This window comes from Acinetobacter sp. ANC 4558 (assembly GCF_002135375.1).
Lineage (GTDB): Bacteria > Pseudomonadota > Gammaproteobacteria > Pseudomonadales > Moraxellaceae > Acinetobacter.
The window spans coordinates 24,770-50,011 of the sequence record NZ_NEGH01000002.1; the positions used below are offsets into that span (position 1 = coordinate 24,770).

Sequence of the window (25,242 nt, forward strand, 5' to 3'; positions counted from 1 at the left end):
TTCAATAAGTTTGTTTAATTCATTGATTTAAATAAAGGAATATTAAATGCCTTCTATTCAACTGAACCTCATCTCCCAAAATACTGTTGAAATTAATGTTGAACGATTAATTATTGCTGGTTGGGCAGGACGAAATATTGAAGCAATTGAAGAACATATCAAAGAACTTGAAGAGTTAGGCGTAAAACGACCGAATTCTGTTCCTTGCTTCTATCAAGTTTCTACTGACTTATTAACGACTGAAAATAATATACAAGTGATTGAACAGAACTCTTCTGGCGAAGTTGAATGTGTTCTTATCAATAGTGATTATGGATTATTAATTGCAATTGGTTCAGATCATACTGATCGTAAAGTCGAAAGCTATAATGTGGCTGTTTCTAAGCAAGTTTGTGCAAAACCGTTATCTTCCGATGCATGGCTATACAGTGATGTACAAAATCATTGGGATGATTTAATTATGCGTAGCTACCGTATTATCAATGGCGAAAAAGAATTATATCAACAAGGTTCAACTCAAAACTTACTGAACCTTCCAGATTTAATTCAAAAATTAACTCATACACAAGAATTTCCAAAAAATCATGCCATGTTTTGTGGCACACAAGCCGTATTAACTCAAATTGCACATGGTGATGAATTTACTCTTGAATTGCATGACCCAATTTTAAATCGTACTTTGTCACATCACTACACTGTAACAACCTTAGATATGGTGGAATAAGTTTATGATTAAAGAGTTACAACGCTTAATTTCCCAATCTAAACATGGCGCTGAGGAACTCACTCAACAAGCCATTGATCAGGCGATAGAATATCAAGCGCAAGGTGGAACAGCATATATTTCACTTGATACTCAAGGGGCTTTAGCCGCTGCAAAAGCAGCAGATTTAATTCGTGAAAGTGGTTATATTGCTTCGCCTATTGCAGGATTGACCATTTCGATTAAAGATTTGTACGATGTACAAGGTCAAGTGAATAGCTCAGCATCAAAAGTATTGTCTCGTCAAGACAGCGCAACACAAGATGCAAGCGCAGTTCTAAAACTGAGAAATGCTGGTGCGGTTTTATTCGGGCGCACCAACATGAGTGAGTTTGCATTTTCAGGTTTAGGACTTAATCCACACTATGGAACGCCAACCTATGCCGATCAATTTACCCGTATTGCTGGCGGTTCAACGTCAGGGGGGGCTGTTTCTGTTGCATTAGGACATTCGGTCGCAGCATTAGGCTCAGATACAGGCGGTTCACTAAGAATTCCTGCTGCATTTTGTGGCTTAGTCGGTTTTAAGCCAAGTTCTGGTCGAATCTCAACAGATGGCGCATTTCCCCTGTCATTTTCATACGATACTGTTGGTACAATTACCCATACTGTTGAAGATAATATTATCCTTGATGAAATTCTTTCAGAACAAAAATTTCATAAAACTGCGTTGCAACCGAAGCAACTTAAAATTGCTATTACCGATGACTATGTATTAGATGATGCAGAACCAGAGGTTCTACAAGCATATCATGCCACCTTAAAGCACTTAGAAAATCACGGTATTGTTTTTGAGAAAGTAAATCTATCTGAGTTATATCAAATTCCAGAAATAAATCATGCAGGCGGTTTGACCGCAGCAGAAGCATGGTATATCCACCGTGATTTACTCAATGATCCGCAAAAATATGCACAATACGATCAACGTGTAGCACAGCGAATTAGTCGTGGTCAACATATTAGTGCTGCTGATTATTTGCTCATTCAAAAACAACGCCAAGCATTAATTGATGCAGTTTCTGAAAAATTAGCTTCTTTTGATGCCTGGATTTACCCAACAGTTGCAATTACCCCACCTTTACTAGAACCATTGCAAAATGATGATGATTTATTCTTCAAAACCAATGCAATTGTGCTACGTAATACCACTGTCATCAATTTTATTGATGGATGCGCTTTAAGTCTACCTTGTCATCAGGCTGGTCAACTTCCAGTTGGCTTATCTATTGCTGGTTTACATGGGCAAGATCAACATATTTTAAATATTTCTTGTTTGATTGAAACCTTAATCAACACTGAAACACATTAAGAGGATATCCCAATGATTAAGGAAGAATCATTACAACAGCCTGAATTTAGTCTTGACGAACAAAAGAAAATCTTTCGTAAAGTCACTTGGCGACTTATTCCATTTTTAATTTTCTTATTCGTTCTGGCATGGATCGATCGAATTAATGTTGGCTTTGCTAAATTGGCAATGTTAAGCGATTTACAGTTTAGTGAAGCTGTTTATGGCTTAGGTGCTGGGATATTTTTTATTGGTTACTTTTTATTTGAATTACCAAGTAATCTTTTACTTGAAAAAGTAGGAGCTCGCGTTACTTTAGCACGTATTACCATTTTGTGGGGTTTAACTTCCATTGCAATGGCCTATGTTAATTCCGAGTTCATGTTTTATGTACTGCGCTTTTTATTAGGTGTTTTTGAGGCAGGTTTTTTCCCAGGTGTTGTTTTATATCTAACCTACTGGTTTCCGTCTAAACAACGTGCAAAAATTAATGGTTTGTTCATGACTTCCTTTGCGATTGCAGGGGTGATTGGTGGACCTATTGCAGGTTTAATTATGGACAAAATGGTCGGTGGAATTGGAGGGCATGCGAACTGGCAATGGTTGTTTATTCTTGAAGGGATTCCTTCAGTCATTGCAGGTTTCTTTGTATTAAAGTACCTTCCTGCTTCTCCAAAAACAGCTAAATTTTTGACACTCCCTGAACAGAAATTTATCGTCCAAACGTTGCAAAATGAAGCGAATGATCCAACAAAACATAGTACATTAAAACAGTTATTTTCAAACAAAAAAGTTTGGGTCTGTACTGCAATCTACTTTTGTATTGTCAGTGGAAATGCAACGATTGCTTTTTGGTCACCATCCATTGTGCAGGCGTTAGGAATTAGCAATAACTTAACCATTGGTTTAATTTCTGCAATTCCATTTATTGCAGGTACCATTGCCATGATTTGGAATGGCTATCATTCCGATAAAACGGGCGAGCGTCGTATACACTGCGCTGTTGCAACCTTATGTGCTGGAATTGGTTTGTTTGCAACAGGCTTCTTTATGGATAATATCTATTTAGCAATGATTTCATTAACCTTTGCATCTGCAGGTATTTTGGCGGCATTCCCTGTATTTTGGTCTATTCCAACGATGTTTTTGGCAGGTACAGCAGCGGCAGGTGGTATCGCTTTAATTAACTCGATTGGAAATTTAGCTGGTTTTGTTGCGCCATACATGATCGGCTTTATCAAAACATCAACAAACAGTTTATCTGGTGGATTATATTTTGTTGCTGTTCTAGAAATTTTGGCATGTATTTTAGTTCTTAAAACCATGTCAAAAAATTAATAATATCTGTAAATTATCTCATCTTATTCAAGATGAGATAATTTAAACTTTCATAAAAAAATATAGTAATTATTTGAACTAAAATTTAAGACTAAAAAACAATCATTGACGTAGTTTTAATTTAAATATTTCGATTCAATGAACTATTCAACCGAATGCTTTGGTTCATGATCTACTCTAAAGTTTAAATGCGTTAATCTTTCAGGTGTTATTTCTATCAACGGCTGGACTTCATACATCGTCTGAATACAACGGTCTGTCAGTGTGATGTATTGTTGAGTGCCCTGCGATTTCCATGCAATTTCTTTTTCTCCCAACGTCCGAATAACTCTGGCTGGACTTCCTAAAGCCAAAACGTTTGCTGGAATTTGTGCTTTTGCTTTAACCGTACTGTTTGCACCAATAATCGTATTTTCACCAATCTCTGATTCATCTAAAATAACGCTATTCATGCCAATTAATACGTTTTTACGGATACGGCAACCATGTAAAATTGCGCCATGTCCAATATGACCATATTCTTCAATTACCGTTACATAATTTGGAAAACCATGAATGATACAGGAATCTTGTACATTTGCATTTTTATGGACATGTATTCCACCAAAATCTGCACGTAATGCTGCAAAAGGGCCAATATATACGCCCTCTTCAATCACAACATCTCCAATCAGAACAGCAGTGGGATGAACATAAGCTTTGGGATGAACAACGGGAATAACCCCATCGATGGCATAACACGGCATTCTTTAATCCTTTAAATACATTTTAAGACACTGAATAACTCAATTCATCTTGCTTGAGACCACCAAAACGCTTGTAAAATTGAGGATGTGCAGGTGGCATAGAACCCTCAGATGTGCGAGCAACTTCCATAAAGAATGCTTCGCCAGCGGCCACAATAGACTGATAAAGATTACTACTTAAATTTCGAGCATTTAGAGATAACCAATTCGCAGGTAACAACTCAAATGGTAAATTTGGATCTTTTAATAAAATACGACGATATTGGTGAATCAACAGAATACGAATTTGAAATGCTTGAATCGAATCTAATTCATCTTCACTTTCAACTAAATTTAAAAACTCTCTAAAATCTGTAATAAATTTTTCATAACGCTGATGTAATTCTTGAATCGGCCAATTGGTTTCAACCATACGTTTCACTGTAGGGTAAGACTCTTGCCACAATTGCAATGCTTCAGCTTTAAATACGACCACTTGATCTGTCATTTTTAAATTTAACAACAAATTTTGTAATTTCTGATGATCACACCCAGGATAGCCCATTACATTGGTTGCTATATTTGCAAACCCAAGCCATTCCAGTTCTTTTTTCAATATTGCTTTGTTATCTAATTCAACTGAACTGAGTAAAACCAAATCCCATTTCTGATCCCATTCATGATGAACAAAACTATAAATTTTTTGATCTGCCATAATGAAACGTTTACGGCTACTTTCTGTCACTCGATAATAACTGGTTCGACCTATTTTCTCCGATACCAACCAACCATTTTGAACAAGGCGAAATACAGCTGTACGAACGGAACGCTCATTGAAACCAAAATTGTCCATGAGTTGAATTAAACTCGCTAAACTAATAATGCCACCACGATGAAAAATACAATCACCAAAGATGGTCATAATCAAAGAAGTGCCACTTAAAGCTTCATTTTGAATAAAATCATCAATGACCTGTTTTAGTTTTGGATTCATTTTGCTTATCTATAACCTTGTGTACGAAGAAAAACAGGTCAGTCGACCTGTTTTCCTATTTGAACTATGCCGATTTTCGAATATCAAAAACCCGCTGTGCTTTACCCTCGGAGCGAGGCAAACTACCTTCTGGTAAAACTTCAACCTGTACTGAAATTCCAACCATGGTCTTAATTTGACTTTTTAACTGCGCTTCAAGCTGTGGTGCCAATACTTGACTGATATCTTTACGCATTTCAGCTCGAATATGCAATGTGTCTAAATGACCTTCTTTGCAAATTTGAATCTGATAATTCGGTTCCAATTGAGGAATATGTAAAATTTGTTCTTCAATTTGAGAAGGGAATACATTAACGCCACGAATAATCATCATATCATCACTACGACCAACAATCTTATCCATACGACGCATCGTACGTGCTGTTCCTGGCAATAAACGCGTTAAATCACGTGTACGATAACGAATAACCGGCATCCCTTCTTTAGTAATTGTAGTGAAAACCAACTCTCCTAACTCTCCATCTGGTAATACTTCACCAGTTTCAGGATGAATGATTTCAGGATAAAAGTGATCTTCCCAAATAGTTGGTCCATCTTTTGTCTCAAGACATTCCATAGCGACACCTGGTCCCATCACTTCAGATAAACCATAAATATCTAAGGCATCAATCCCTAAACGGTCTTCAATTTCTTTACGCATTTCATTGGTCCAAGGTTCAGCTCCAAAAACACCTGTTTTAATTGAACAGTTTTTTGCTGTGCCGAACTTTTTTTCCAATGCTTCAATGATATTCAAACAATAAGATGGTGTCACCATAATTGCAGTTGGCTTAAAGTCATGAATCAATTGTGCTTGACGATCTGTTTGACCACCTGACATTGGAATCACTGTTGCACCTAAACGTTCTACGCCATAATGAGCACCTAGTCCACCAGTAAATAAGCCATATCCATAAGAAACTTGAATGGTATCTTTATGACTTAAACCCGCGGCACGTAGTGATCTTGCCACAACATCAGACCAAATATTAATATCATTTTGCGTATAACCAACAACCGTTGGCTGTCCTGTTGTTCCCGATGAGGCATGTACACGTACGATCTGCTCTTGTGGAACAGCAAACATGCCAAATGGATAATTATCACGCAAATCCTTTTTGGTGGTAAATGGAAATTTTGCCAAATCATCTAAAGTATAAAAATCATCAGGATGAACCCCAGCTTCATCAAATTTCTTTTTATAAACAGGGCTATTCTGATATGCATGTTGTAGTGTTTTTTTCATCCGCTCCAATTGAACGCTACGAAGTTCATCTACGGATACCGTCTCAATTTTTTCCATTGCATTGTTATTCATATTCCTTCTCCCCAAGCAGCTGTCCTAACTGCTCATTTATTCCTGTTTGGATGTTTCCTTTAATCTACATTTTCTAGAATTAACGCGACGCCTTGCCCTACACCTACACACATCGTACACAGTGCATATTTTCCATTACGGCGCTTCAACTCCTTTACTGCTGTGATGACCAAGCGAGTACCACTCATTCCAAGTGGATGCCCTAAAGCAATTGCGCCACCATTAGGATTCACTCGCTCATCATTGTCGTTTAACCCCAACTCGCGCATGACTGCCAACGACTGAGCAGCAAATGCTTCGTTTAATTCAATGACATCAATTTGATCTAATGTTAGACCCGTTTGTTTAAGGATTTTTTGTATTGCAGGTACTGGACCTATTCCCATATATTTAGCTTCAACACCAGCACTTACACTCGCCAATACTTTTGCCAAAGGCTTTAATCCATACTGATCAGCAAAATTTTGATTTCCCAATAAAATACAAGCTGCACCATCATTTATGCCCGATGCATTACCCGCTGTGACCGAGCCTCCATCTTTACGAAATGGTGCTTTTAAAAGACCTAAAGCCTCCAAACTTGTCTCTGCTCTTGGATGCTCATCTTGTGAAATGATGATTGTATTTTTTTTCCGATCTTTAATTTCAATAGGCAAAATTTCTTCAGAAAAAATACCTTTTTTCTGTGCAATCGCTGTTTTTTGTTGACTCCGGTATGCAAATAAATCTTGATCTTCACGGCTAATTTGATATTTTTCAGCAACATTTTCAGCTGTTTCAGGCATGCTATCCACGCCAAAAGCCACTTTAAATTTTGGATTAATAAAACGCCAACCAATTGTTGTATCAAAGATCTCAGGCGTACGACTAAATGCAGAAGTTGGTTTAGACTGTACAAAAGGTGCTCGACTCATCGACTCAACACCACCTGCCAAAATAAATTCTGCCTCTCCAGATTTAATCGTGCGAGACGCTAAACTTACTGCATCTAAACCTGAAGCACATAGGCGATTAACGGTAATGGCTGGCACTGAATCTGGTAAACCCGCCAATAATGATGCCATGCGTGCAACATTACGATTATCTTCACCAGCCTGATTGGCACAGCCTAAAATAACTTCATCCAATTCAGCCCATGGCAATGTAGGATGTTGATCTTTAAGATATTGAATTGGCAGAGCCGCCAAATCATCGGCACGAATGCTACTTAGTCCGCCCGCATAACGTCCAATAGGTGTTCGTATTGCATCAAAAATATAAACTTGTTCCATGTTCCATTTCCTTTCATCAGCATAATCCAACGCGTTGTGCTGACTTTGCCCTATCTAGCAAAATATATACTGAATTTATCACCAGAATTAATATTAGTATTCACGTATTCATTAATCATTGTTTGAAAAATAATGGATTAATTTTAACGATCCTACCCTTCATCTCTCTTAATTCTTGGCTTAACATCCTTTATATTCTGGGGAGCGTTTTTGCATAAATGCTTGTACGCCCTCTTTGTAATCACTTGAACGACCAGCTAAACGTTGTAAATCACGTTCTAAAAGCAATTGCTCATCTAAAGTATTATGTGCCGAAGCGTTTATTGCTTTCTTAATTAAAGATAAACCGTAAGTTGGTTGCTTTGCGAGATGTTCAGCAACTTTTTCTGCCTCTGCTTTGAGTTGTTCATCATTAACAACTTGCCAAATCATCCCCAGTTGTACCGCTCGTTCTGCTGAAATTTTATCTCCAAGCAACGCTAACCCCATTGCTTGAGCACGCCCCACCAAACGAGGTAAAAACCAAGTACCACCTGAATCTGGAACCAAGCCTAAACGACAAAAGGCTTGAATAAATGAAGCAGATTGTGCTGCAATGACAATATCACAAGCCAATGCAATATTGGCACCTGCACCTGCAGCAACACCATTAACAGCGCAAATTACAGGTTTTGGCATTTCTGTAATTAATTTGATTAATGGATTATAATATTTCTCAATCGACACACCTAAATCTGGTGCATCTGCATTTGGATCAACCACACGGTCATTTAAATCTTGACCCGCACAAAAACCACGACCTTCTGCTGAAATCACCACTGAACGAATGGCTTCATTTTTATGCCAAGCATTCATCACTTGAGAAACTTCTTGATGCATCGTTTCATTAAAGCTATTCAGTTGTTTCGGACGATTAAATGTTAAATAACCGACTGCATTTTTTTCTTCAACAATGATCGTTTGATAATCCATTACATACCTCTAAATTCTGCTGTTCCTAACTTGCACTTAATCAATCATTATTCATCAAAACTTAGACGAACATTCGCTGTGGTTGGACGTGCTTGACAACTTAGTACATAACCTTTTTCAATTTCTTCAGGTTCTAGACTATAGTTAATTGCCATTTCAACTTGACCTTCTAATACCTTGCATTTACAAGTTGCACAAACGCCACCTTTACATGCATAGGGTAAATCTGCACCTGCACGTAAGGCTGCATCTAAAATACTGTCATCTTGTTTAGACACTTCAATTAATAATTCACGGCCATCAAGAATAATATTAACTTTTTCTTCACTTCTGCGTTCAATCTGCTGAGCGGTTACTTTAGAAACTGTGCCCGTGTTAAAACGTTCAGTGTGAATTTTACTTCTATTGATCCCAAAGGTTGGCAATATTGTTTCTACAGCTTCCATCATTTCTTCAGGACCACATGCAAAACAATGATCAATATTTGCATCAATTAATTCAGCTTGAAAAAGTTGCTGTAATTTTTCTGCATCGATTCGCCCATTAAAAATTTCACTGTCATTAAATTCACGTGAAAAAATATTAATTAGCTGCAAACGTTCTTTAAACTGATCTTTCAAATCCATAATTTGTTCTGAAAACATAGTTTGTTTCCAAGAACGATTTCCATAAACCAAAATAAAACTTGATTCTAATTGACGATTTAATACAGATTTCACAATCGATAATATCGGTGTAATACCACTACCTGCTGCAAAACCTAAATAATTCTGACCACCGACTTTGGCTGCTTTTTGAAAAAACACTCCTTGTGGAGGCATAACTTCTAATACATCCCCAGCTTTTAAATGCTCATTTGCCCATGTTGAAAACTGACCTTGGTCAATTTTTTTAATGGCAATACTCATATCTTCTTGTACATCACTACAGATCGAATAACAGCGACGTAATTCAGCACCCTCATTAAAATGACGAATCGTCAGATGTTGACCTGGTTGATACTGAAATGCTGCTGTTTGTTCTGGTGCAAGATCAAAAGAAATACAAATGGCTTGCTCAGTTTGTGGCTGAATTGCTTTAATCGTTAATGGTACAAATTGGCTCATGTTAAAATCCCTCTCTCTTTTCAACTATGTTTGCATTTGTGTATTCATACATTAAATGCATTTAAAATAGTCGAAAGGTTCTAAGCAGTCTTGGCATCTATATAAGGCTTTACATGCTGTTGAACTAAATTCACTTAATAATTTGGTTTGTAGGCTATGACAACGTGGGCATTCAATACCATCGGTTAAAGCCACATGGGTACCACAGTTGTGCGACTCACCTTGTGGCGGTGCAATACCATACTGCTGCAATTTTTGTTTCCCTTCATCACTCATCCAATCAGTCGTCCAAACTTCTGAAAGATCGACCACAACATTGACTGGTGTTAAACCTTGAGCTTCAAAGGCTTGTGTTATTTCTGCTTTGAGTAAATCTGTAGCTGGACATCCGCTATAAGTCGGTGTGAGTCGAACCACAATTTCATCTTGGGCATTCAATTCCACACCGCGAATCATGCCCAAATCAATCACAGATAAAACAGGTATTTCTGGATCAGAGATCTGCGTTAGTACATCCCAACATTCATCTGTAACATGTCGAATCAAATTCATACAACTCACTCCCTGTGATATGACAGAATTACCAAGTCATGTTTGGATAAGACCTTTGTATATATTGTAGTTCTGCTAAAACATAACCAAGGTGTTCAGTATGCAATCCTTTTTTAGCACCGCTACGATATGCACCTTCTTGTGGAAGAGTTAAAGCAAAACGTTCAACTTCGACTTGAATATTCTCCAACCACTTCACTTTCAGTATTTCAATATTCGGAATAATTCCCTCTTCGACTAACTGTTGTTCTTCAGCAGTAAGTGCATAAAGTTCATCTGTAAAACGCCACAATTGATTCAAACCTTGCTGAATTTTTTCATGTGCTTCAGCAGTTCCTAAACTTAAGCGTTCCATCCATGCTGTAGAAAAACGTAAATGGTAATTAATTTCTTTTAATGTTTTGATTGCAAATGATGAAATCTGCGCATTCTTACTATTACTTAATGCCGCAAAAAGTAAAGCATGATAATGATCCATCAACCATTGACGTACAATCGTCTGTCCAAAATCACCATTCGGTTGTTCACATAACAATAAGTTACGATACTCCCGTTCCGTACGAAAATAAGCTAACTTATCTTCATCACGTCCTAAACCTTCAATTTCACCAGCCAAACTTAATGCTGTACGTGCCTGTCCCAATAAATCTAAGCCAATGTTAGACAATGCGATATCAAGCTCTAATTCAGGAGCATGACCACACCACTCAGATAAACGATGTGACAAAATTAACTGGCTATCACCCACGTGTAATAGGAATTGTACTAATGCTTGATTACTCATAATATTCATTCCTTAAATTACATGTGCTCAATGCCATCTGGAATATGATAAAACGTTGGATGACGATATACTTTGTCTAATGATGGGTCAAAAAATTCTGCTTTTTCATCAGGTTGAGAAGAAGTAATTAATTCCGATTTAACCACCCAAATACTAATACCTTCATTACGACGTGTATAAACGTCACGTGCATTTTGTAAGGCAATTTCATCGTCAGGTGCACGCAAACTACCGACATGCCGATGGCTTAAGCCTTGTTTACTGCGAATAAAAATTTCATATAATGACCAATTTTTCTTGCTATCCATAATGCTATCTCCCTTGACTTAACGAACCGTTTTAAGCGACTTTCTGTGCATGCTGCTGTTTCTGCTTTTGTGCATATACTGCAGCAGAGTCACGAACCCATTTTCCGCCGTCCCATGCTTTACGACGAGCTTCAATACGTTCATGATTACAAGGGCCCTTGCCTGCAATCACAGCAAAAAACTCTTCCCAATCAATTTCACCAAACTCATAGTGTCCTGTTTCTTCATTAAATTTTAAATTTTTATCTGGCACAGTTAAGCCAAGTTGATGTACTTGCGATACGGTGTTATCAACAAATTTTTGACGTAATACATCGTTACTAAAGAGTTTAACTTTCCATAACATGCTTTGCGCACTATTTGGAGAATTATCATCACTTGGACCAAACATCATTAATGCTGGCCACCAAAAGCGATTGACTGCATCTTGCGCCATTTGTTTTTGCTCTGCCGTTCCATTTGCCAACACCATCATGGCTTCAAAACCTTGACGCTGATGAAAGCTTTCTTCCTTACAAATACGAACCATAGCACGTGCATATGGGCCATATGAGGTACGACATAATGCAACCTGATTCACAATTGCAGCACCATCTACAAGCCAACCAATTGCGGCAACATCTGCCCAACTTAAAGTTGGATAGTTAAAAATAGATGAATATTTCATGCGACCTGAAATTAGTTTATCCATCATGTCGTCACGGTCTGCGCCCAGCGTTTCTGCTGCACTATATAGATACAGTGCATGCCCTGCTTCATCTTGTACTTTTGCTAAAAGCACTGCTTTACGTTTTAACGTCGGTGCGCGCGTAATCCAGTTTCCTTCAGGCAACATACCCACTACTTCAGAGTGCCCATGTTGTCCAATTTGGCGAATTAAAGTTTTACGATATGCATCTGGCATCCAATCCTTTGGCTCGATTGAAATATCCTTTTCAATATTTTGCTCAAATGTTTGTTGTTGCTTGTCCATGATTTCCTCACTTATCCCAAGTGTTTATACATTTAAATTAAAACGATACGAATAAAAAATCAATATATATTTTTAAGTATCAAATAAAATTAATTTTAAAATCAACACAAGCTATTGATTTTAATTATTATTCATAAATATATATCTTAAAATTGTTTTTTTAATCTACATTTATGATTGACATTTTTGATTTTTAAACACAAATTATGAAACAATAATATTAAAATTTAAAGTTAAACGTATCATAAATGGAGTTTTAAGATGTTAGAGTTAGACAATAGCAACTCAACAACCGATCAGGCAGATCAATACGCTAAAGCGTCTGCTAAGACCCTAAGTTCGCTCGTATATGGACAAGAATATGTCAGCCAACAAGATTTACGTACGGTTTATCATGCCATTACAGGCGAAGCAGTTTATCAAGTCGGCAGTCAAGAAATTGATATTCAAGAAATTATTAACTATGCAAAACATAAGGGCTCTGTTATTGCTTCGTGGACATTTCATCAACGTGCTAATGCATTAAAACAAGTTGCTCAATATTTACTTGAACGTAAAGAAGAATATTATGAACTTGCAAAAGCGACAGGATGTACGCGCAAAGATGCATGGATTGATATCGAGGGTGGTATTGGAACTTTGTTTGCCTATTCTAGCCTTGTAAGACGTGAACTCAGTGATGAAACGGCATTAGTTGAAGATGCTTGGATTCCACTGTCAAAACAAGGAACATTTGGTGCAAAACATATTTTAAGCCCTAAAACAGGCGTTGCAGTACATATTGATGCATTTAACTTTCCAATCTGGGGAATGCTCGAAAAAATTGCACCAACGCTTCTAGCGGGTGTTCCATGTATTGTTAAACCTGCAACGGAAGGTGCTGAACTCACACATGCAGTTGTCAAGGCAATTCTGGACAGTGGCTTTCTTCCAGAAGGCTCTTTACAACTCATTTGTGGTCAAATCTATGATCTATTTGATTATTTAACTCCACAGGATACCGTTACATTTACAGGTTCGGCATCTACAGGACAAAAACTTCGAGCACATCCGCACCTAAATGCATATTCAATTCCATTTACCATGGAAGCAGATTCTGTTAACAGTGCTATTCTGACTGAACATGCCAATGATGAAACCATTGATCTATTTGTACGTGAAGTTTTTAGAGAAATGACCACCAAAGCTGGACAAAAATGTACTGCAATTCGTCGTGCATTTGTGCCTGCCCCACTTTTAGATGTGGTACAAAATCGTTTAGTTGAAAAACTCAAAAAAGTCGTCGTTGGCAATCCATCTGATGAAGGCATCACCATGGGTGCATTGGCAAGTGTTAAACAAAAGCATGATGTTGCTGCTAAAGTTGAATTACTCAGTCAAGATGCTGAAATTATTTATGGTAGTCATTTACGACAAGATGTTAAAATCCAAACTCAACATCCTGAAAAATCAGCATTTTACCCGCCAACTGTACTTGTATGTACACAGCCGAGCCAAGCAGAAAATATTCACCGTATTGAAGCTTTCGGCCCAGTTGTTACATTAATGCCATATCACAATTTAGCAGAACTAGCTGATTTAGTGGCACGTGGTGAAGGAAGTCTAGTTGCCTCTATTGTTCGAAATACCGATGATCATATTGAAAATCTTCTTGCAAAAATTGCTCCATGGCATGGTCGTGTCCATATTTTAGATGCAGAAAGCGCTAAAGAAAGCACAGGTCATGGCTCTCCACTTCCATATTTAATTCATGGTGGGCCTGGCCGTGCTGGTGGTGGAGAAGAACTTGGAGGCTTACGTGCAGTCAAACATTATATGCAACGTACCGCAATTCAAGGCTCTCCGAATGCCATGACGCAAGTGGGTCATAGTTGGACAGCAGGTGCGCAAGTCTTTGAAGATCGAGTACATCCATTTAAAAAGTCTTTTGATGAGTTACGTATTGGAGAGCGTTTACTTACAGCTCGACGAACTGTGACTGAAACCGATCTTGTTAATTTTGGATGTTTAAGTGGTGATCATTTCTATGCACATATGGATAAAATTGCGGCCGCTGAATCATTCTTCGGTGAACGAGTCGCTCATGGTTACTTCATTGTCTCAGCAGCAGCTGGGTTATTTGTCGATGCGCCAGCTGGCCCTGTGATTGCGAATTATGGTATGGACAATCTACGCTTTGTAGAGCCTGTTAAAATTGGGGATACCATTCAAGTTGAGCTCACCTGCAAGCAAAAAACACCGAAACTACAACGTGATCCAGAACAAAAAGCACATGGTGTCGTTGTTTGGGATATTAAAGTCAAAAATCAACGTCACGAATTAGTTGCAACATATGACATCTTAACATTGGTAGAACGTAGCATTTAGTTTTACCCATGAGAAAAAAGGAATCTATATGATTCCTTTTTTTACATTTAAAAAATTATTTGTATCTTTAAGTATTAAATTTTATTGACGACCAACGAATTTACACATAAATTAAAATTACGATACATTTTAATTAATATTTCAAATTAAAGGTATCGTTTAAAAATCACACAATCAGCACAGGAAGTTGCATGATGAACGATAAGTCACTAGACATCGATAACACGAAAAGGAATATTCAGCCGCAGTCATTATCTTTTGAACCTATACTGCCGACTGAACAGCCTCAAATTCAACAGCATCCTGCCTCTCCAGAAAAAAGTACCTACCAGTGGTATGTCGTCATCATTTGTATGGTGGCTTACATTTTATCCTTTGTAGATCGGCAAATTTTATCTTTAATGATTGAACCGATCAAACATGATCTTATGCTCAGTGATACCCAATTTAGTCTGCTACAGGGTCTTGCTTTTTCATTATTTTATGCATTTATGGGACTTCCCATTGCCGCATTAGCAGACAAAAAATCACGCATTAAAATCATTTCTATTGGTATCGCATTTTGGAGTCTTGCTACAGCCGCTTGTGGATTAAGTAAAAATTTTATTCAAATGTTTTTGGCACGCTTAGGTGTTGGTGCAGGTGAAGCTGCATTATCACCCGCATTTTACTCGATTGTTGCTGACCTATTTCCAAAAGAAAAACTAGGACGTGCATTAGGTGTATTCGCTATTGGTGCATTTATTGGTTCAGGCTTAGCCTTTCTTATTGGAGGCTATGTCATTGGTTTACTTAAAGATATTAATTTTGTTATTTTACCTATCATTGGTGAAATTAAAACATGGCAACTCACCTTTATGATCGTCGGACTACCAGGTGTATTACTCGCTTTACTCATGGTATTAACGGTCCGTGAACCTCAGCGGAAAGGTTTAAAAGTAGGTCACGATGGGCTCGTCGTAAAAGCATCTTTTAAGAACTCAGTTGCATTTATTAAAACTCATAAAAAAACCTTCTTTTGTCACTTTATTGGTTTTTCATTTTATACCATGATTTTATATTCACTACTTGGCTGGGCACCTGCTTATTACATGCGTCATTTCGGTTTAGATGCCAGTCAAACAGGCTATATTTTAGGTATTATTATTTTAGTTGCAAATACAGCTGGTGCTTTATTCTGTGGCTGGTTAATCGACTTTTTCTCTAAACGTGGTTATAGCGATGCTGCAATTCGTACAGGGTTAATTGGCTGTACGGCTTTAGTTATTCCAAGTGTTTTATTTACGCAAGTTGATAATATGCATCTTTCATTTGCTTTATTATTTGTGGCGATGTTTTTTTCAACTTTTCCAATTCCTGCATCAGCAGCAGCAACACAAATTCTTACGCCCAACCAATTACGTGCACAAGTTTCAGCTAAGTTTTTACTCATTTCAAACTTAATTGCACTGGGAGTTGGGACAACAGCTGTTGCACTCATCACAGATAAATACTTTCAAAATACACTTATGGTCGGTAATTCTATTTCTATCGTTAATTCTATAGCAGGGGTAATTGCAATATTTCTATTATATAAAGGATGCAAATTTTATAAAGAGAGTATGGAAACAGAGAAGCTCGTTGACTAATATATAACGAAATATCATCTGTCATGCTCTTCATAGCCATGTAGAACATATTCTCATGGCTATTTATTTTTTGTCATGATCAATGCCTATCTCAAAATTTAGCGATCCAACTTAAAAATATGAGTATTACCATGAATACTCATATTTTATGTTCCATTATTTTTAAAAATTACAATGACTTTCCACCCTTAAAATATAATAAACGCAATGCATTTAAAGTCACTAAAGCCGTTGCACCTGTATCTGCAAGGACAGCAACCCATAAACCTGTCACCCCCATTACCGTTGTAACGAGAAAAATACTTTTAAATCCAAGTGCAAAAATAACATTTTGATGAATATTTGCCATTGTTGCACGCGATAAAGCAATTAAATGAGCCACATCAGTCACACGGCTTTTAAGTAATGCTGCATCCGCTGTTTCAATAGCAACGTCAGTCCCTCCGCCCATGGCAATACCCACATCTGCAATTGCCAGTGCAGGTGCATCATTAATTCCATCACCTACCATTGCAACTTTAGAAACTTTTTTCCGTTGATTAATCGCATTGAGTTTGTCTTGCGGTAAAAGTTCTGCCTCAAAATCCAAATCTAATTTATCAGCAATCGCTTGTGCTGTTAATCGGTTGTCACCGGTTAACATGACAGATTGCACACCTAATTTTTTTAGCAGTGCAATGCCTTCTTGTGCATCTTGGCGTGGCTCATCACGAAGTGCCAATAATCCCAGAACACGGCTTATCGATTCATTAATCAGTACAGAGACCGTTTTTCCTTCACGCTGTAAAGCAGAAATATCATATTTTTGTTGAATAGACAGTTGTACAATTTGTTCAGCAAATACGGGGGATGCGACGGAAAAACGTTGTTGATCTATTGTTCCATGAACCGCTTTACCTGCCGTTGCATATGCATCTGTTAAAGATGGAATATTCACCTGCATTGTTTCGGCATGCTGTGTAATGGCTTTTGCCAAAGGATGACTTGATGTTGACTCAATGGCTGCTGCCAATGCAATAACAGAATCTTCCCCACCATCCATATAAGAAACAATATTGGTTACTTTCGGCTTACCTTCTGTTAATGTTCCAGTTTTATCAAATGCAACAACATTAACACGTCCTATTGTTTCTAAAGTATTTCCACCTTTAATTAGTAAGCCTCTACGAGTACCCACGGCTAATCCAGAAGCAATCGCGGCTGGTGTCGATAAAACCAATGCACATGGGCAAGCAATAAGCAATAATGCTAGACCGCGGTAAATCCATGTTTGCCAATCTTCCCCCATAAATACAGGTGGAATAACGATAATTAAAGCAGCAAGTGCCATAATTGCAGGTGTGTAATATTGACTAAATTTTTCAATAAATCGAGCTGTTGGAGACTTTGCAGCTTGTGCTTCTTCAACCAATTGAATAATTCGTGAAATCGTATTATCAGCTGCTTCTTTACTGACTTTAACCTGCAAAGCACCGTCAATGTTAATTGAACCGGCAAAAACGGAATCTCCTAACATTTTAGGTTTAGGAATCGATTCCCCTGTAACAGGTGACTCATCCAGACTCGACTGACCTTGTATAATTTCACCATCCGCTGGAACACGATCTCCAGGACGAACTAAAATAAAATCATCTTTATGCAGAGAACTTGCAGGAACTTCTTTTTGCTCACCTGTAGAACTGAGCTTTAAAGCGGTTTTAGGCACCAAAGATGCCAAAGCTTTAATTCCAGCTCTTGCCCGCCCAGCTGCCACGCTTTCAAGCAATTCACCAATTGAAAATAAAAAGATCACCGCAGCTGCTTCTTCGACCTGCCCAATAATCAATGCGCCCACAGAAGCAACGGTCATTAACATTTCAATTGAAAATGGCGAACCTGATCTTGCTAAAGCGAAAGCATTTTTTGCAAAAGGAAAAACACCAATAATGACGGCTAAAGTAAAAATCCAATTCCCATATAAAGGCAATAAATATGAAATAATATAAGCAATTCCCATCAGTACTGCTAACTGAATAACATGCTTCCCTTTCTGGGTTTGCCACCAACGCTTTTCAGCCGCTGTTAAGTTTTCTATTGCACTCGACTGTGAAATCGTTTCTATATTTCCTTGCTCTAAATGAGAAACATTAAAACCTAAATTTTTAATAATTTTAGTAATATCATGAACAGTGGTCTGGGAATTTTCTTTTAATTTAAAACGTAAAATTTCGCTACTAAAATTAAGTGTTACATTCGATATTTCTGGTACTTTTTTTAAGGCTGTTTCAATTTTATGAATACAACTTGCGCAGTCCATCCCTTCTACTTTCATTTGTACATTGTATTCATCAAGAATATTCGTAGACGTCATTGGATCATCATTTGAATGAGCGCAACAACTTTGCATTGATGTGTTTGTCTCATCAGATATTTTTGTACAACAAGCATCATTTTTTTGATGATGAGACTGTTCAGGTGGAATCACTGCTAATTCTGTCGCTTTAAAACCAAGCGTATTTATTTTTTTTAAAATCATTTGAGCCGTCGTATGACTTTCTTCTTCCAGTTTTAAAGAAAGCTTCTCGCCAGTAAAATTGACCTCAACTTCAGATATACCGACCATTCGACTCAGCGCAGTTTCAATTTTTCCAACACAACTTGCACAATCCATTCCCTCTACGCGAAAGTTCAATTGCACATAGGACTTAGGCGATGAGTTCATTTGTATTAATGACATTTTTATCACACTGATTTGGTTTCAACTTCATTACTATATATGAATACATGTTCATATGTCTATATATAAAATTTAATTTTAATCATAACAAATCTCCTATAACGATCTGTCATAGAAGAATTATTTCATCTCAGTTTATACAGATAAGGTTGCACACGAAATAGTCAAATCGGGATAAGTGTGACTCTTTATTTTTTGTTTTTGATTTTTATAAATATTTTATTGTTTATGATTGAATAAAATTGGATAAACAATTGATGATATGTCAGTATTGTCTTTAATGTTCATGCTCTTCACTAATATGGCTAACCATATCCAGTAAAACTTGACTGACATGCATATCATCAATTTCATAAAACACATGCTTTGCTTGTCGTTCACCTTTCACTAAACGAGCTGATCTCAATAATCTTAAATTATGACTCACTAAAGATTGTGATAAACCAAGCGCTTCACAAATTTCACTGACAGAACTCGGCCCACGCATACAAAAGAGTAAAATTTTCAACCGAGAAGTATCTCCTAACAGCTTAAAGGTTTCAGCCAAAGCCATAATTTGATTTTGAGATAATTCTGGTGGGAGATCTGTAAAACTCATAATATGTTTAAATATTCCGTTATAAATAAATGTAAAATTTTACAAATTCTACTCTTGACCTTCCAACAATAGCAAGGTCTACACTGGTCGCAACTAGATAATATCTATAGGTATATCTTATGGAAACAAAAGTAAATCACATTTCTACTCAAACCAACGTCACGCTTCAAATTGAAGGCATGACTTGCGCCAGTTGTGTGGGTCGTGTTGAGGCTGCATTAAAAAAAATAGATGGCGTACAATCTGTCTCAGTCAATCTTGCCACTGAACGTGCCGATATTATATTACAAAAACCTGTAGAACGTCAGATACTCATTCATGCAATTGAGCAAACTGGTTATGATGTACCTGCGAGTCAAACTGAATTATCCATTGAAGGTATGACATGTGCTTCATGTGTTAGCCGTGTTGAAAAGGCAATAAAAGCGGTATCAGGTGTTCAAGATGCCAATGTGAATCTTGCCACTGAACGTGCAACCATCAAGGGAACTGCCAGCATTGAAAGCTTGATCACAGCAATTGATAAAACAGGTTACGATGCCAAAGAAATTCAACTTGCTGTCACTGACCAAACAGAACAGCTTGAAAAAAAGGATCAAGAAAGAACTGAATTAAAACGTGATCTTATTTTAGCAATATGTTTTGCATTGCCTGTGTTTATCTTAGAAATGGGTTCACATCTTATTCCTGGTGTGCACGAACTGATTAACCATACCATTGGCATGCAAAATAGTTGGTATCTCCAGTTTATTTTAACCACTTTCGTTCTAATTATTCCTGGTCGTAGATTTTATAGCAAAGGCTTACCTGCATTGTTTCGCTTAGCACCCGATATGAACTCTTTGGTTGCAGTGGGCACCTTAGCGGCTTATCTATTTTCTCTGGTTGCAACATTTACTCCCCATGTACTCCCTTCTGGAACAGTTAATGTCTATTATGAAGCGGCGGCAGTTATTGTTGCATTAATTTTACTCGGTCGATTTCTTGAAGCCAAAGCAAAAGGACGTACTTCTGAAGCCATTCAACGCTTAGTCAGCTTGCAAGCTAAAATTGCACACGTATCTCGCAATGAACAAATTGTTGATATATCGATAGATCAAGTATTAGCTGGTGACACTCTGATTGTTAAACCAGGTGAGCGAATTCCTGTCGATGGACAAGTCATTGAAGGTCAAAGTTTTGTTGATGAGTCAATGATTACAGGCGAACCCATACCTGTAGAGAAAAAAATAGGCAGTGACGTTGTGGGTGGAACTATTAATCAAAATGGTACATTAACTTTTACCGCTGTTGCAGTCGGTGGTGAAACCATGCTTGCGCAAATTATACGTTTAGTTGAACAAGCGCAAGGTTCTAAAATGCCGATTCAGGCAGTCGTTGATCGAGTAACGCTCTGGTTTGTTCCTGCTGTTATGCTTGCAGCAGCGGCGACATTTTTCGTTTGGTTCTTTTTCGGTCCATCTCCTGCTTTAACCTTTGCCTTAATTAATGCAGTTGCTGTTCTTATTATTGCCTGTCCTTGTGCAATGGGCTTGGCAACCCCTACATCAATTATGGTTGGAACTGGTCGTGGAGCTGAACTCGGAGTCTTATTTCGTAAAGGCGAAGCTTTACAATTACTTAAAGATGCCAAAATTGTTGCTGTAGACAAAACGGGAACTTTGACAGAAGGACATCCTGAATTAACAGACCTTGAAGTCATCAATGGATTTGACCGACAAGAAGTTCTTGCTGTCGTTGCATCTGTAGAATCACGCTCTGAACATCCTATTGCAAAAGCAATTGTACATGCTGCTGAGCAAGAACAATTAACTTTAGCCAAAGTGAAATCTTTCGATTCAATTACAGGCATGGGTGTTCGAGCATCGACCTCACAATATACTGAAATTAATATTGGTGCAGATCGTTATATGACACAACTTGGACTTTCTGTTACACCATTTTCAGCTACAGCACAGCGTTTAGGTGATGAAGGGAAATCACCACTTTATGTTGCAATCGAGGGTAAACTGGCAGGCATTATTGCGGTCGCAGACCCCATAAAATCGACAACACCAGCTGCAATTGCTGCATTACATCAACTCGGATTAAAAGTTGCAATGGTGACTGGTGATAACGCACGTACTGCACAAGCTATTGCTCAACAATTGGGAATAGATGAAGTCATTGCTGAAGTTCTTCCTGAAGGTAAAGTCGATGCAGTACAAAAACTTCGGGCAAAATATGGTCAACTTGCCTTTGTCGGGGATGGTATTAATGATGCACCTGCACTTGCTGAAGCTGATGTCGGGCTTGCGATTGGTACAGGAACCGATGTTGCGATTGAATCTGCCGATGTTGTTTTAATGTCTGGTAATTTACAAGGTGTTGCAAATGCAATTGCATTATCTAAAGCAACCATTGGCAATATTCATCAAAATTTATTCTGGGCTTTTGCTTATAATACGCTACTTATTCCTGTCGCTGCTGGGGTATTATATCCTGCATATGGAATTTTAATGTCACCGATATTTGCAGCAGGCGCAATGGCTTTATCCAGTGTATTTGTTTTAGGCAATGCACTACGTTTACGTCGCTTTCAACCACCATCTATGCCAAAAGGTTAATGGAATAATATTATGAATATTGGTAAAGCATCTCAAGCATCAGGTGTCACCGCCAAAATGATTCGTTATTATGAAAAGATTGAACTCATTCCTACTGCTGGACGAAACAATGCTGGTTATCGTTCATATTCTGAAAATGATGTTGAGCGACTAAAGTTTATTAAAAGAAGCCGAGAGCTCGGCTTCTCGGTTGCAGAAATCATGAATTTACTCGATTTATGGAACAATAAAAATAGACAAAGTGCAGATGTAAAACGTTTAGCCCAAGCACATATTGATCGACTTGCAGAGCGTATTAATGATTTACAGCGAATGGCGGATACACTCAAAGATTTAATGGATTGTTGTGCTGGAGACCATCGTCCAGATTGTCCAATTCTTGAAGGTTTACAGCAACCCAATCATAATGCAAAAGAAGTGCATTCACACAATGATCTTCTTTCATTTTCACCCTTAACAAGAAAGCATAAATACTAAGTAATATAAAAAGGGCTATTTCAAATAGCCCTTTTTTACCTTAACCAGCTCACTTAGCGTGGTGGAAAACCTGCCTCTGAAAGAGCATCAATAATTTGCTGCTGAGTTGCTTGTGTTTCTACTTTTACGCTGCGATTTGGCGGATCTGCAATCACTTTAGCATTTTCATCTACAGTTTGAATTGCTTTGGTCACGCCTCGTGCACAACCACCACATGTCATATTTTCAATATGAAATTCCATTGCTAGGCTCCTAATATACTGAGTAGATGACTTAAATATAAACCTTACAATAGTTGTAAGGTCAAGTGTTTGTTGGATTCTTTCAAAAATTGATGATTATCATATTAAAAATTAAAGTAATATATTCTTTGTGATGTTTAAATTAACTAAATTTTGGTATTCTTTAGGCGTTGTTTTAAAAATACGCTTAAATGCCAAAATATAAGCACTTGTGCTTTCAAAGCCACATCGCCATGCACATTGTTCAATACTCTTTCCCGCAGTGATGTCATCAAGCGATTTAAAAATTTTTGCAATTTGACGATATTTTTTAATACTCATTCCCACATGATTTGACCAATGCCGACTTAAGCTTCGAGTACTTAAACCATTCGATTGTGCTAAGTCTTCTAAACTCACTTCATCGGTTGGGTTTTCTAATAAATATAATGCTATTTTTTTTAATCGTGCATCTTGTGGAATCGGTAAAGAAAGTGGCTGAAGCTCCGCTTGTTTTAGCTCATCAAAAAAGACATTGACTAAATGTTGATATTCACGCTGCTCCATCTTTGCCATCTCCCACTCCGCCATACGCTGAATAAGTGGTTCTAATAAAAATGAACATGACAATATCGTTGGTTCTTTTGGAAAAATAGTGGCTAAGGATTCATCTATAAATACAGTCCAACCTGTCACACCAGAATTAGATATTATATGATGTTCACAATATGAAGGAATCCACCCCATGCAATGTGGCGGTGTAACAATAATTCCTGTGCTGGATTGAATCATCATTTGCCCATGTTTTAAACAATATAATTGAGCAAATCGGTGTTGATGCGTAGAGTCTAATTTTACATTTTCAGATGTTAAGCAAATTGCTATCGCTTTTATTGTAGAAATCATATCGAAATCAGCTGCTTGCATTGCTTCAATCCCAATCAATATTTTATTATGATGATGCTTATGCATTCTGTAACCCAATCACAAGTGATACAGAACACAACACCCACTATATTGAAGAATTAAAGCAATATGGGTCAATAAAAAATAGTGAAAAAGAAAATTTTATTTAAACTCAAGCACAATATCTGTTTCAGGCACTGAGCAACAGGTCAAAATCATATTCTCCTGTAGAATGGGTGAAATTCCGATTTGAGCCTGAATAGGTAAATCACTTTTTACTTTACCTGTATGTAACACTGCTCTACAGTTTAAACAATGACCTGTACGACATTCAGCAAATGGAAGAATATTATTTGCTTCACATGCCGCTAAAATTGTTTGATTTTTACCTTGTTTAAAGATCTGCTGACCCACTTGAATTTTAAAATCTGGATCAGGTTTATAACCTGCAAACGATTCCTGAAAAATATTGCCATATACTTCTATCTGCTTTAAATACGATATTAAGCTTTTCACAAATATATGCGATCCACATAAAAATACATCCCCATTAAAATGCGAAAAACCCAGTTGAGCCAATAAAATAGCGGTAATACGCTGTTGTATTATTTTTGAATTATTGGTTTTTTCCTGTGTAATAACTGGTAAATATGTAAAGTTAGCATTGGTATTTTCCAGTTGAACCAGCGCATCATATCGAATTAAATTATCTTGTAAGGGTACGGTATGGATTAAACTCACCTTAATACCTTGTTGTATTTTAGACATTAACATTGGTAATAAAGGTGCAATACCAACACCAGAGGCTAAAAACAATATCTGGCTTTTTGAAGTATTTTTTAAATTAAAAAATCGTCCACGCGGTGGCATCATGTAGAGAATTTCACCGCGCACTAAATGATCTAAGATGTACCCAGTCACTTGACCGCGCTGATCTGCATGTATCAATAATTCATAATAATCTTGATTACCACCACTAATTGAAAATGGACGCCTAATGCGACCTTGCTTGGTCTTTAATTCAATTACAATATGAGCACCAGGTTCCCATTTCGGTAATTTTCCATGTACTGGTTTAAGTATCAATTTCACATACTGATGACCATAAAACTCCCATTGATCAATCATTACAGGTCGAGTAGTTTCTAAATATTTCTTTTTATAAATCGCATAACTTACGATGCTCAATATCATGAAGCCCAAAAAGAGTAAAAATAAAATCCACACAATAAATACCTATTTCAATCATCTATGTATTGAGCATACTTTGAAAAAAATAGGCATAGTTTATG

22 protein-coding genes are annotated in these 25,242 nt (G+C 37.3%); 7 read left to right on the top strand and 15 right to left on the bottom strand.

Translation table 11 applies throughout. The annotated features are described in order from the left end of the window. Positions 1 to 46: 46 nt before the first annotated feature. From B9T31_RS02600 to B9T31_RS02610, 3 genes are read left to right on the top strand one after another with little or no spacing between them, the layout of a single operon-like run. On the top strand, positions 47 to 724 hold the full coding sequence (locus B9T31_RS02600; protein WP_086180416.1) for a DUF2848 domain-containing protein: 678 nt from the start codon (positions 47 to 49) through the stop codon (positions 722 to 724). Between the two features lie 4 nt (positions 725 to 728). Beyond that, complete coding sequence (locus B9T31_RS02605) at positions 729 to 2,072, top strand: amidase (RefSeq protein ID WP_086180417.1); 1,344 nt, start codon at positions 729 to 731, stop codon at positions 2,070 to 2,072. A 12-nt stretch (positions 2,073 to 2,084) separates the two neighbouring features. Then, complete coding sequence (locus B9T31_RS02610) at positions 2,085 to 3,389, top strand: MFS transporter (RefSeq protein ID WP_086180418.1); 1,305 nt, start codon at positions 2,085 to 2,087, stop codon at positions 3,387 to 3,389. Positions 3,390 to 3,532: 143 nt separating this feature from the next. Here B9T31_RS02610 and B9T31_RS02615 read toward each other — a convergent pair whose 3' ends face one another. From B9T31_RS02615 to paaA, 10 genes are all read right to left on the bottom strand, one after another. Then, a complete protein-coding gene (locus tag B9T31_RS02615) occupies positions 3,533 to 4,135 on the bottom strand; it encodes a gamma carbonic anhydrase family protein (RefSeq protein ID WP_086180419.1) in 603 nt (200 codons plus the stop codon). Between the two features lie 22 nt (positions 4,136 to 4,157). Then, positions 4,158 to 5,108, bottom strand: coding sequence for a phenylacetic acid degradation operon negative regulatory protein PaaX (gene paaX, locus B9T31_RS02620; RefSeq protein ID WP_086180420.1), 951 nt, complete (start codon positions 5,106 to 5,108; stop codon positions 4,158 to 4,160). A 64-nt stretch (positions 5,109 to 5,172) separates the two neighbouring features. Continuing rightward, entirely contained in the window at positions 5,173 to 6,465 is a 1,293-nt protein-coding gene (gene paaK / locus B9T31_RS02625; protein ID WP_086180421.1) for a phenylacetate--CoA ligase PaaK, read from the bottom strand. Positions 6,466 to 6,524: 59 nt separating this feature from the next. Further along, positions 6,525 to 7,736, bottom strand: coding sequence for a 3-oxoadipyl-CoA thiolase (gene pcaF, locus B9T31_RS02630; RefSeq protein ID WP_086180422.1), 1,212 nt, complete (start codon positions 7,734 to 7,736; stop codon positions 6,525 to 6,527). 180 nt (positions 7,737 to 7,916) lie between these two features. Continuing rightward, a complete protein-coding gene (gene paaG, locus B9T31_RS02635; protein WP_086180423.1) occupies positions 7,917 to 8,708 on the bottom strand; it encodes a 2-(1,2-epoxy-1,2-dihydrophenyl)acetyl-CoA isomerase PaaG in 792 nt (263 codons plus the stop codon). Between the two features lie 47 nt (positions 8,709 to 8,755). After that, a complete protein-coding gene (paaE, locus tag B9T31_RS02640) occupies positions 8,756 to 9,814 on the bottom strand; it encodes a 1,2-phenylacetyl-CoA epoxidase subunit PaaE (protein WP_086180424.1) in 1,059 nt (352 codons plus the stop codon). 51 nt (positions 9,815 to 9,865) lie between these two features. Further along, positions 9,866 to 10,366, bottom strand: coding sequence for a 1,2-phenylacetyl-CoA epoxidase subunit PaaD (paaD, locus tag B9T31_RS02645; RefSeq protein ID WP_086180425.1), 501 nt, complete (start codon positions 10,364 to 10,366; stop codon positions 9,866 to 9,868). Positions 10,367 to 10,394: 28 nt separating this feature from the next. Then, on the bottom strand, positions 10,395 to 11,150 hold the full coding sequence (gene paaC / locus B9T31_RS02650) for a 1,2-phenylacetyl-CoA epoxidase subunit PaaC (protein ID WP_086180426.1): 756 nt from the start codon (positions 11,148 to 11,150) through the stop codon (positions 10,395 to 10,397). A gap of 17 nt (positions 11,151 to 11,167) precedes the next feature. Continuing rightward, complete coding sequence (gene paaB, locus B9T31_RS02655) at positions 11,168 to 11,458, bottom strand: 1,2-phenylacetyl-CoA epoxidase subunit PaaB (protein ID WP_086180427.1); 291 nt, start codon at positions 11,456 to 11,458, stop codon at positions 11,168 to 11,170. Positions 11,459 to 11,489: 31 nt separating this feature from the next. Then, complete coding sequence (paaA, locus tag B9T31_RS02660) at positions 11,490 to 12,431, bottom strand: 1,2-phenylacetyl-CoA epoxidase subunit PaaA (protein WP_086180428.1); 942 nt, start codon at positions 12,429 to 12,431, stop codon at positions 11,490 to 11,492. A gap of 261 nt (positions 12,432 to 12,692) precedes the next feature. Between paaA and paaZ the strand changes: the two genes are divergently transcribed. Together paaZ and B9T31_RS02670 are read left to right on the top strand one after the other, a co-directional pair. After that, complete coding sequence (paaZ, locus tag B9T31_RS02665) at positions 12,693 to 14,798, top strand: phenylacetic acid degradation bifunctional protein PaaZ (RefSeq protein ID WP_086180429.1); 2,106 nt, start codon at positions 12,693 to 12,695, stop codon at positions 14,796 to 14,798. Positions 14,799 to 14,989: 191 nt separating this feature from the next. Further along, positions 14,990 to 16,426, top strand: a complete 1,437-nt coding sequence (locus B9T31_RS02670; protein ID WP_086180430.1) for a spinster family MFS transporter — start codon at positions 14,990 to 14,992, stop codon at positions 16,424 to 16,426. 169 nt (positions 16,427 to 16,595) lie between these two features. Here the strand turns inward: B9T31_RS02670 and B9T31_RS02675 are convergent, their stop codons facing one another. Then, positions 16,596 to 19,142: a heavy metal translocating P-type ATPase gene (locus tag B9T31_RS02675; protein ID WP_086180431.1), complete on the bottom strand. Its 2,547-nt coding sequence runs from the start codon at positions 19,140 to 19,142 to the stop codon at positions 16,596 to 16,598. A 277-nt stretch (positions 19,143 to 19,419) separates the two neighbouring features. Next, positions 19,420 to 19,740 (bottom strand): ArsR/SmtB family transcription factor, encoded by a 321-nt coding sequence (locus B9T31_RS02680; protein WP_171264674.1) that lies wholly within the window; start codon positions 19,738 to 19,740, stop codon positions 19,420 to 19,422. Between the two features lie 119 nt (positions 19,741 to 19,859). On the opposite strand from B9T31_RS02680, the gene B9T31_RS02685 reads away from it, so the two are divergent. Further along, entirely contained in the window at positions 19,860 to 22,346 is a 2,487-nt protein-coding gene (locus tag B9T31_RS02685; protein ID WP_086180432.1) for a heavy metal translocating P-type ATPase, read from the top strand. 12 nt (positions 22,347 to 22,358) lie between these two features. Next, positions 22,359 to 22,823, top strand: a complete 465-nt coding sequence (gene cueR, locus B9T31_RS02690; protein ID WP_086180433.1) for a Cu(I)-responsive transcriptional regulator — start codon at positions 22,359 to 22,361, stop codon at positions 22,821 to 22,823. 53 nt (positions 22,824 to 22,876) lie between these two features. Here cueR and B9T31_RS02695 read toward each other — a convergent pair whose 3' ends face one another. The 3 genes from B9T31_RS02695 to B9T31_RS02705 all read right to left on the bottom strand — a co-directional run bounded on the left by B9T31_RS02695 (position 22,877) and on the right by B9T31_RS02705 (position 25,138). After that, the gene (locus tag B9T31_RS02695; RefSeq protein ID WP_086180434.1) at positions 22,877 to 23,065 is read right to left on the bottom strand and encodes a heavy-metal-associated domain-containing protein; all 189 of its coding nucleotides are present in this window, start codon (positions 23,063 to 23,065) and stop codon (positions 22,877 to 22,879) included. 111 nt (positions 23,066 to 23,176) lie between these two features. Further along, positions 23,177 to 24,016 carry an AraC family transcriptional regulator gene (locus tag B9T31_RS02700; RefSeq protein ID WP_086180435.1) on the bottom strand — a complete coding sequence of 280 codons (840 nt, stop codon included), beginning with the start codon at positions 24,014 to 24,016 and terminating at the stop codon, positions 23,177 to 23,179. Positions 24,017 to 24,112: 96 nt separating this feature from the next. Then, the gene (locus B9T31_RS02705; RefSeq protein WP_171264675.1) at positions 24,113 to 25,138 is read right to left on the bottom strand and encodes a flavin reductase family protein; all 1,026 of its coding nucleotides are present in this window, start codon (positions 25,136 to 25,138) and stop codon (positions 24,113 to 24,115) included. Between the last annotated feature and the right edge of the window lie 104 nt (positions 25,139 to 25,242).

Coding starts and splice junctions, on each gene's coding strand:
- B9T31_RS02600 (WP_086180416.1), top strand. CDS start 47: ATGCCTTCTATTCAACTGAACCTCATCTCCCAAAATACTGTTGAAATT.
- B9T31_RS02605 (WP_086180417.1), top strand. CDS start 729: ATGATTAAAGAGTTACAACGCTTAATTTCCCAATCTAAACATGGCGCT.
- B9T31_RS02610 (WP_086180418.1), top strand. CDS start 2,085: ATGATTAAGGAAGAATCATTACAACAGCCTGAATTTAGTCTTGACGAA.
- B9T31_RS02615 (WP_086180419.1), bottom strand. CDS start 4,135: ATGCCGTGTTATGCCATCGATGGGGTTATTCCCGTTGTTCATCCCAAA.
- paaX (WP_086180420.1), bottom strand. CDS start 5,108: ATGAATCCAAAACTAAAACAGGTCATTGATGATTTTATTCAAAATGAA.
- paaK (WP_086180421.1), bottom strand. CDS start 6,465: ATGAATAACAATGCAATGGAAAAAATTGAGACGGTATCCGTAGATGAA.
- pcaF (WP_086180422.1), bottom strand. CDS start 7,736: ATGGAACAAGTTTATATTTTTGATGCAATACGAACACCTATTGGACGT.
- paaG (WP_086180423.1), bottom strand. CDS start 8,708: ATGGATTATCAAACGATCATTGTTGAAGAAAAAAATGCAGTCGGTTAT.
- paaE (WP_086180424.1), bottom strand. CDS start 9,814: ATGAGCCAATTTGTACCATTAACGATTAAAGCAATTCAGCCACAAACT.
- paaD (WP_086180425.1), bottom strand. CDS start 10,366: ATGAATTTGATTCGACATGTTACAGATGAATGTTGGGATGTACTAACG.
- paaC (WP_086180426.1), bottom strand. CDS start 11,150: ATGAGTAATCAAGCATTAGTACAATTCCTATTACACGTGGGTGATAGC.
- paaB (WP_086180427.1), bottom strand. CDS start 11,458: ATGGATAGCAAGAAAAATTGGTCATTATATGAAATTTTTATTCGCAGT.
- paaA (WP_086180428.1), bottom strand. CDS start 12,431: ATGGACAAGCAACAACAAACATTTGAGCAAAATATTGAAAAGGATATT.
- paaZ (WP_086180429.1), top strand. CDS start 12,693: ATGTTAGAGTTAGACAATAGCAACTCAACAACCGATCAGGCAGATCAA.
- B9T31_RS02670 (WP_086180430.1), top strand. CDS start 14,990: ATGATGAACGATAAGTCACTAGACATCGATAACACGAAAAGGAATATT.
- B9T31_RS02675 (WP_086180431.1), bottom strand. CDS start 19,142: ATGTCATTAATACAAATGAACTCATCGCCTAAGTCCTATGTGCAATTG.
- B9T31_RS02680 (WP_171264674.1), bottom strand. CDS start 19,740: ATGAGTTTTACAGATCTCCCACCAGAATTATCTCAAAATCAAATTATG.
- B9T31_RS02685 (WP_086180432.1), top strand. CDS start 19,860: ATGGAAACAAAAGTAAATCACATTTCTACTCAAACCAACGTCACGCTT.
- cueR (WP_086180433.1), top strand. CDS start 22,359: ATGAATATTGGTAAAGCATCTCAAGCATCAGGTGTCACCGCCAAAATG.
- B9T31_RS02695 (WP_086180434.1), bottom strand. CDS start 23,065: ATGGAATTTCATATTGAAAATATGACATGTGGTGGTTGTGCACGAGGC.
- B9T31_RS02700 (WP_086180435.1), bottom strand. CDS start 24,016: ATGCATAAGCATCATCATAATAAAATATTGATTGGGATTGAAGCAATG.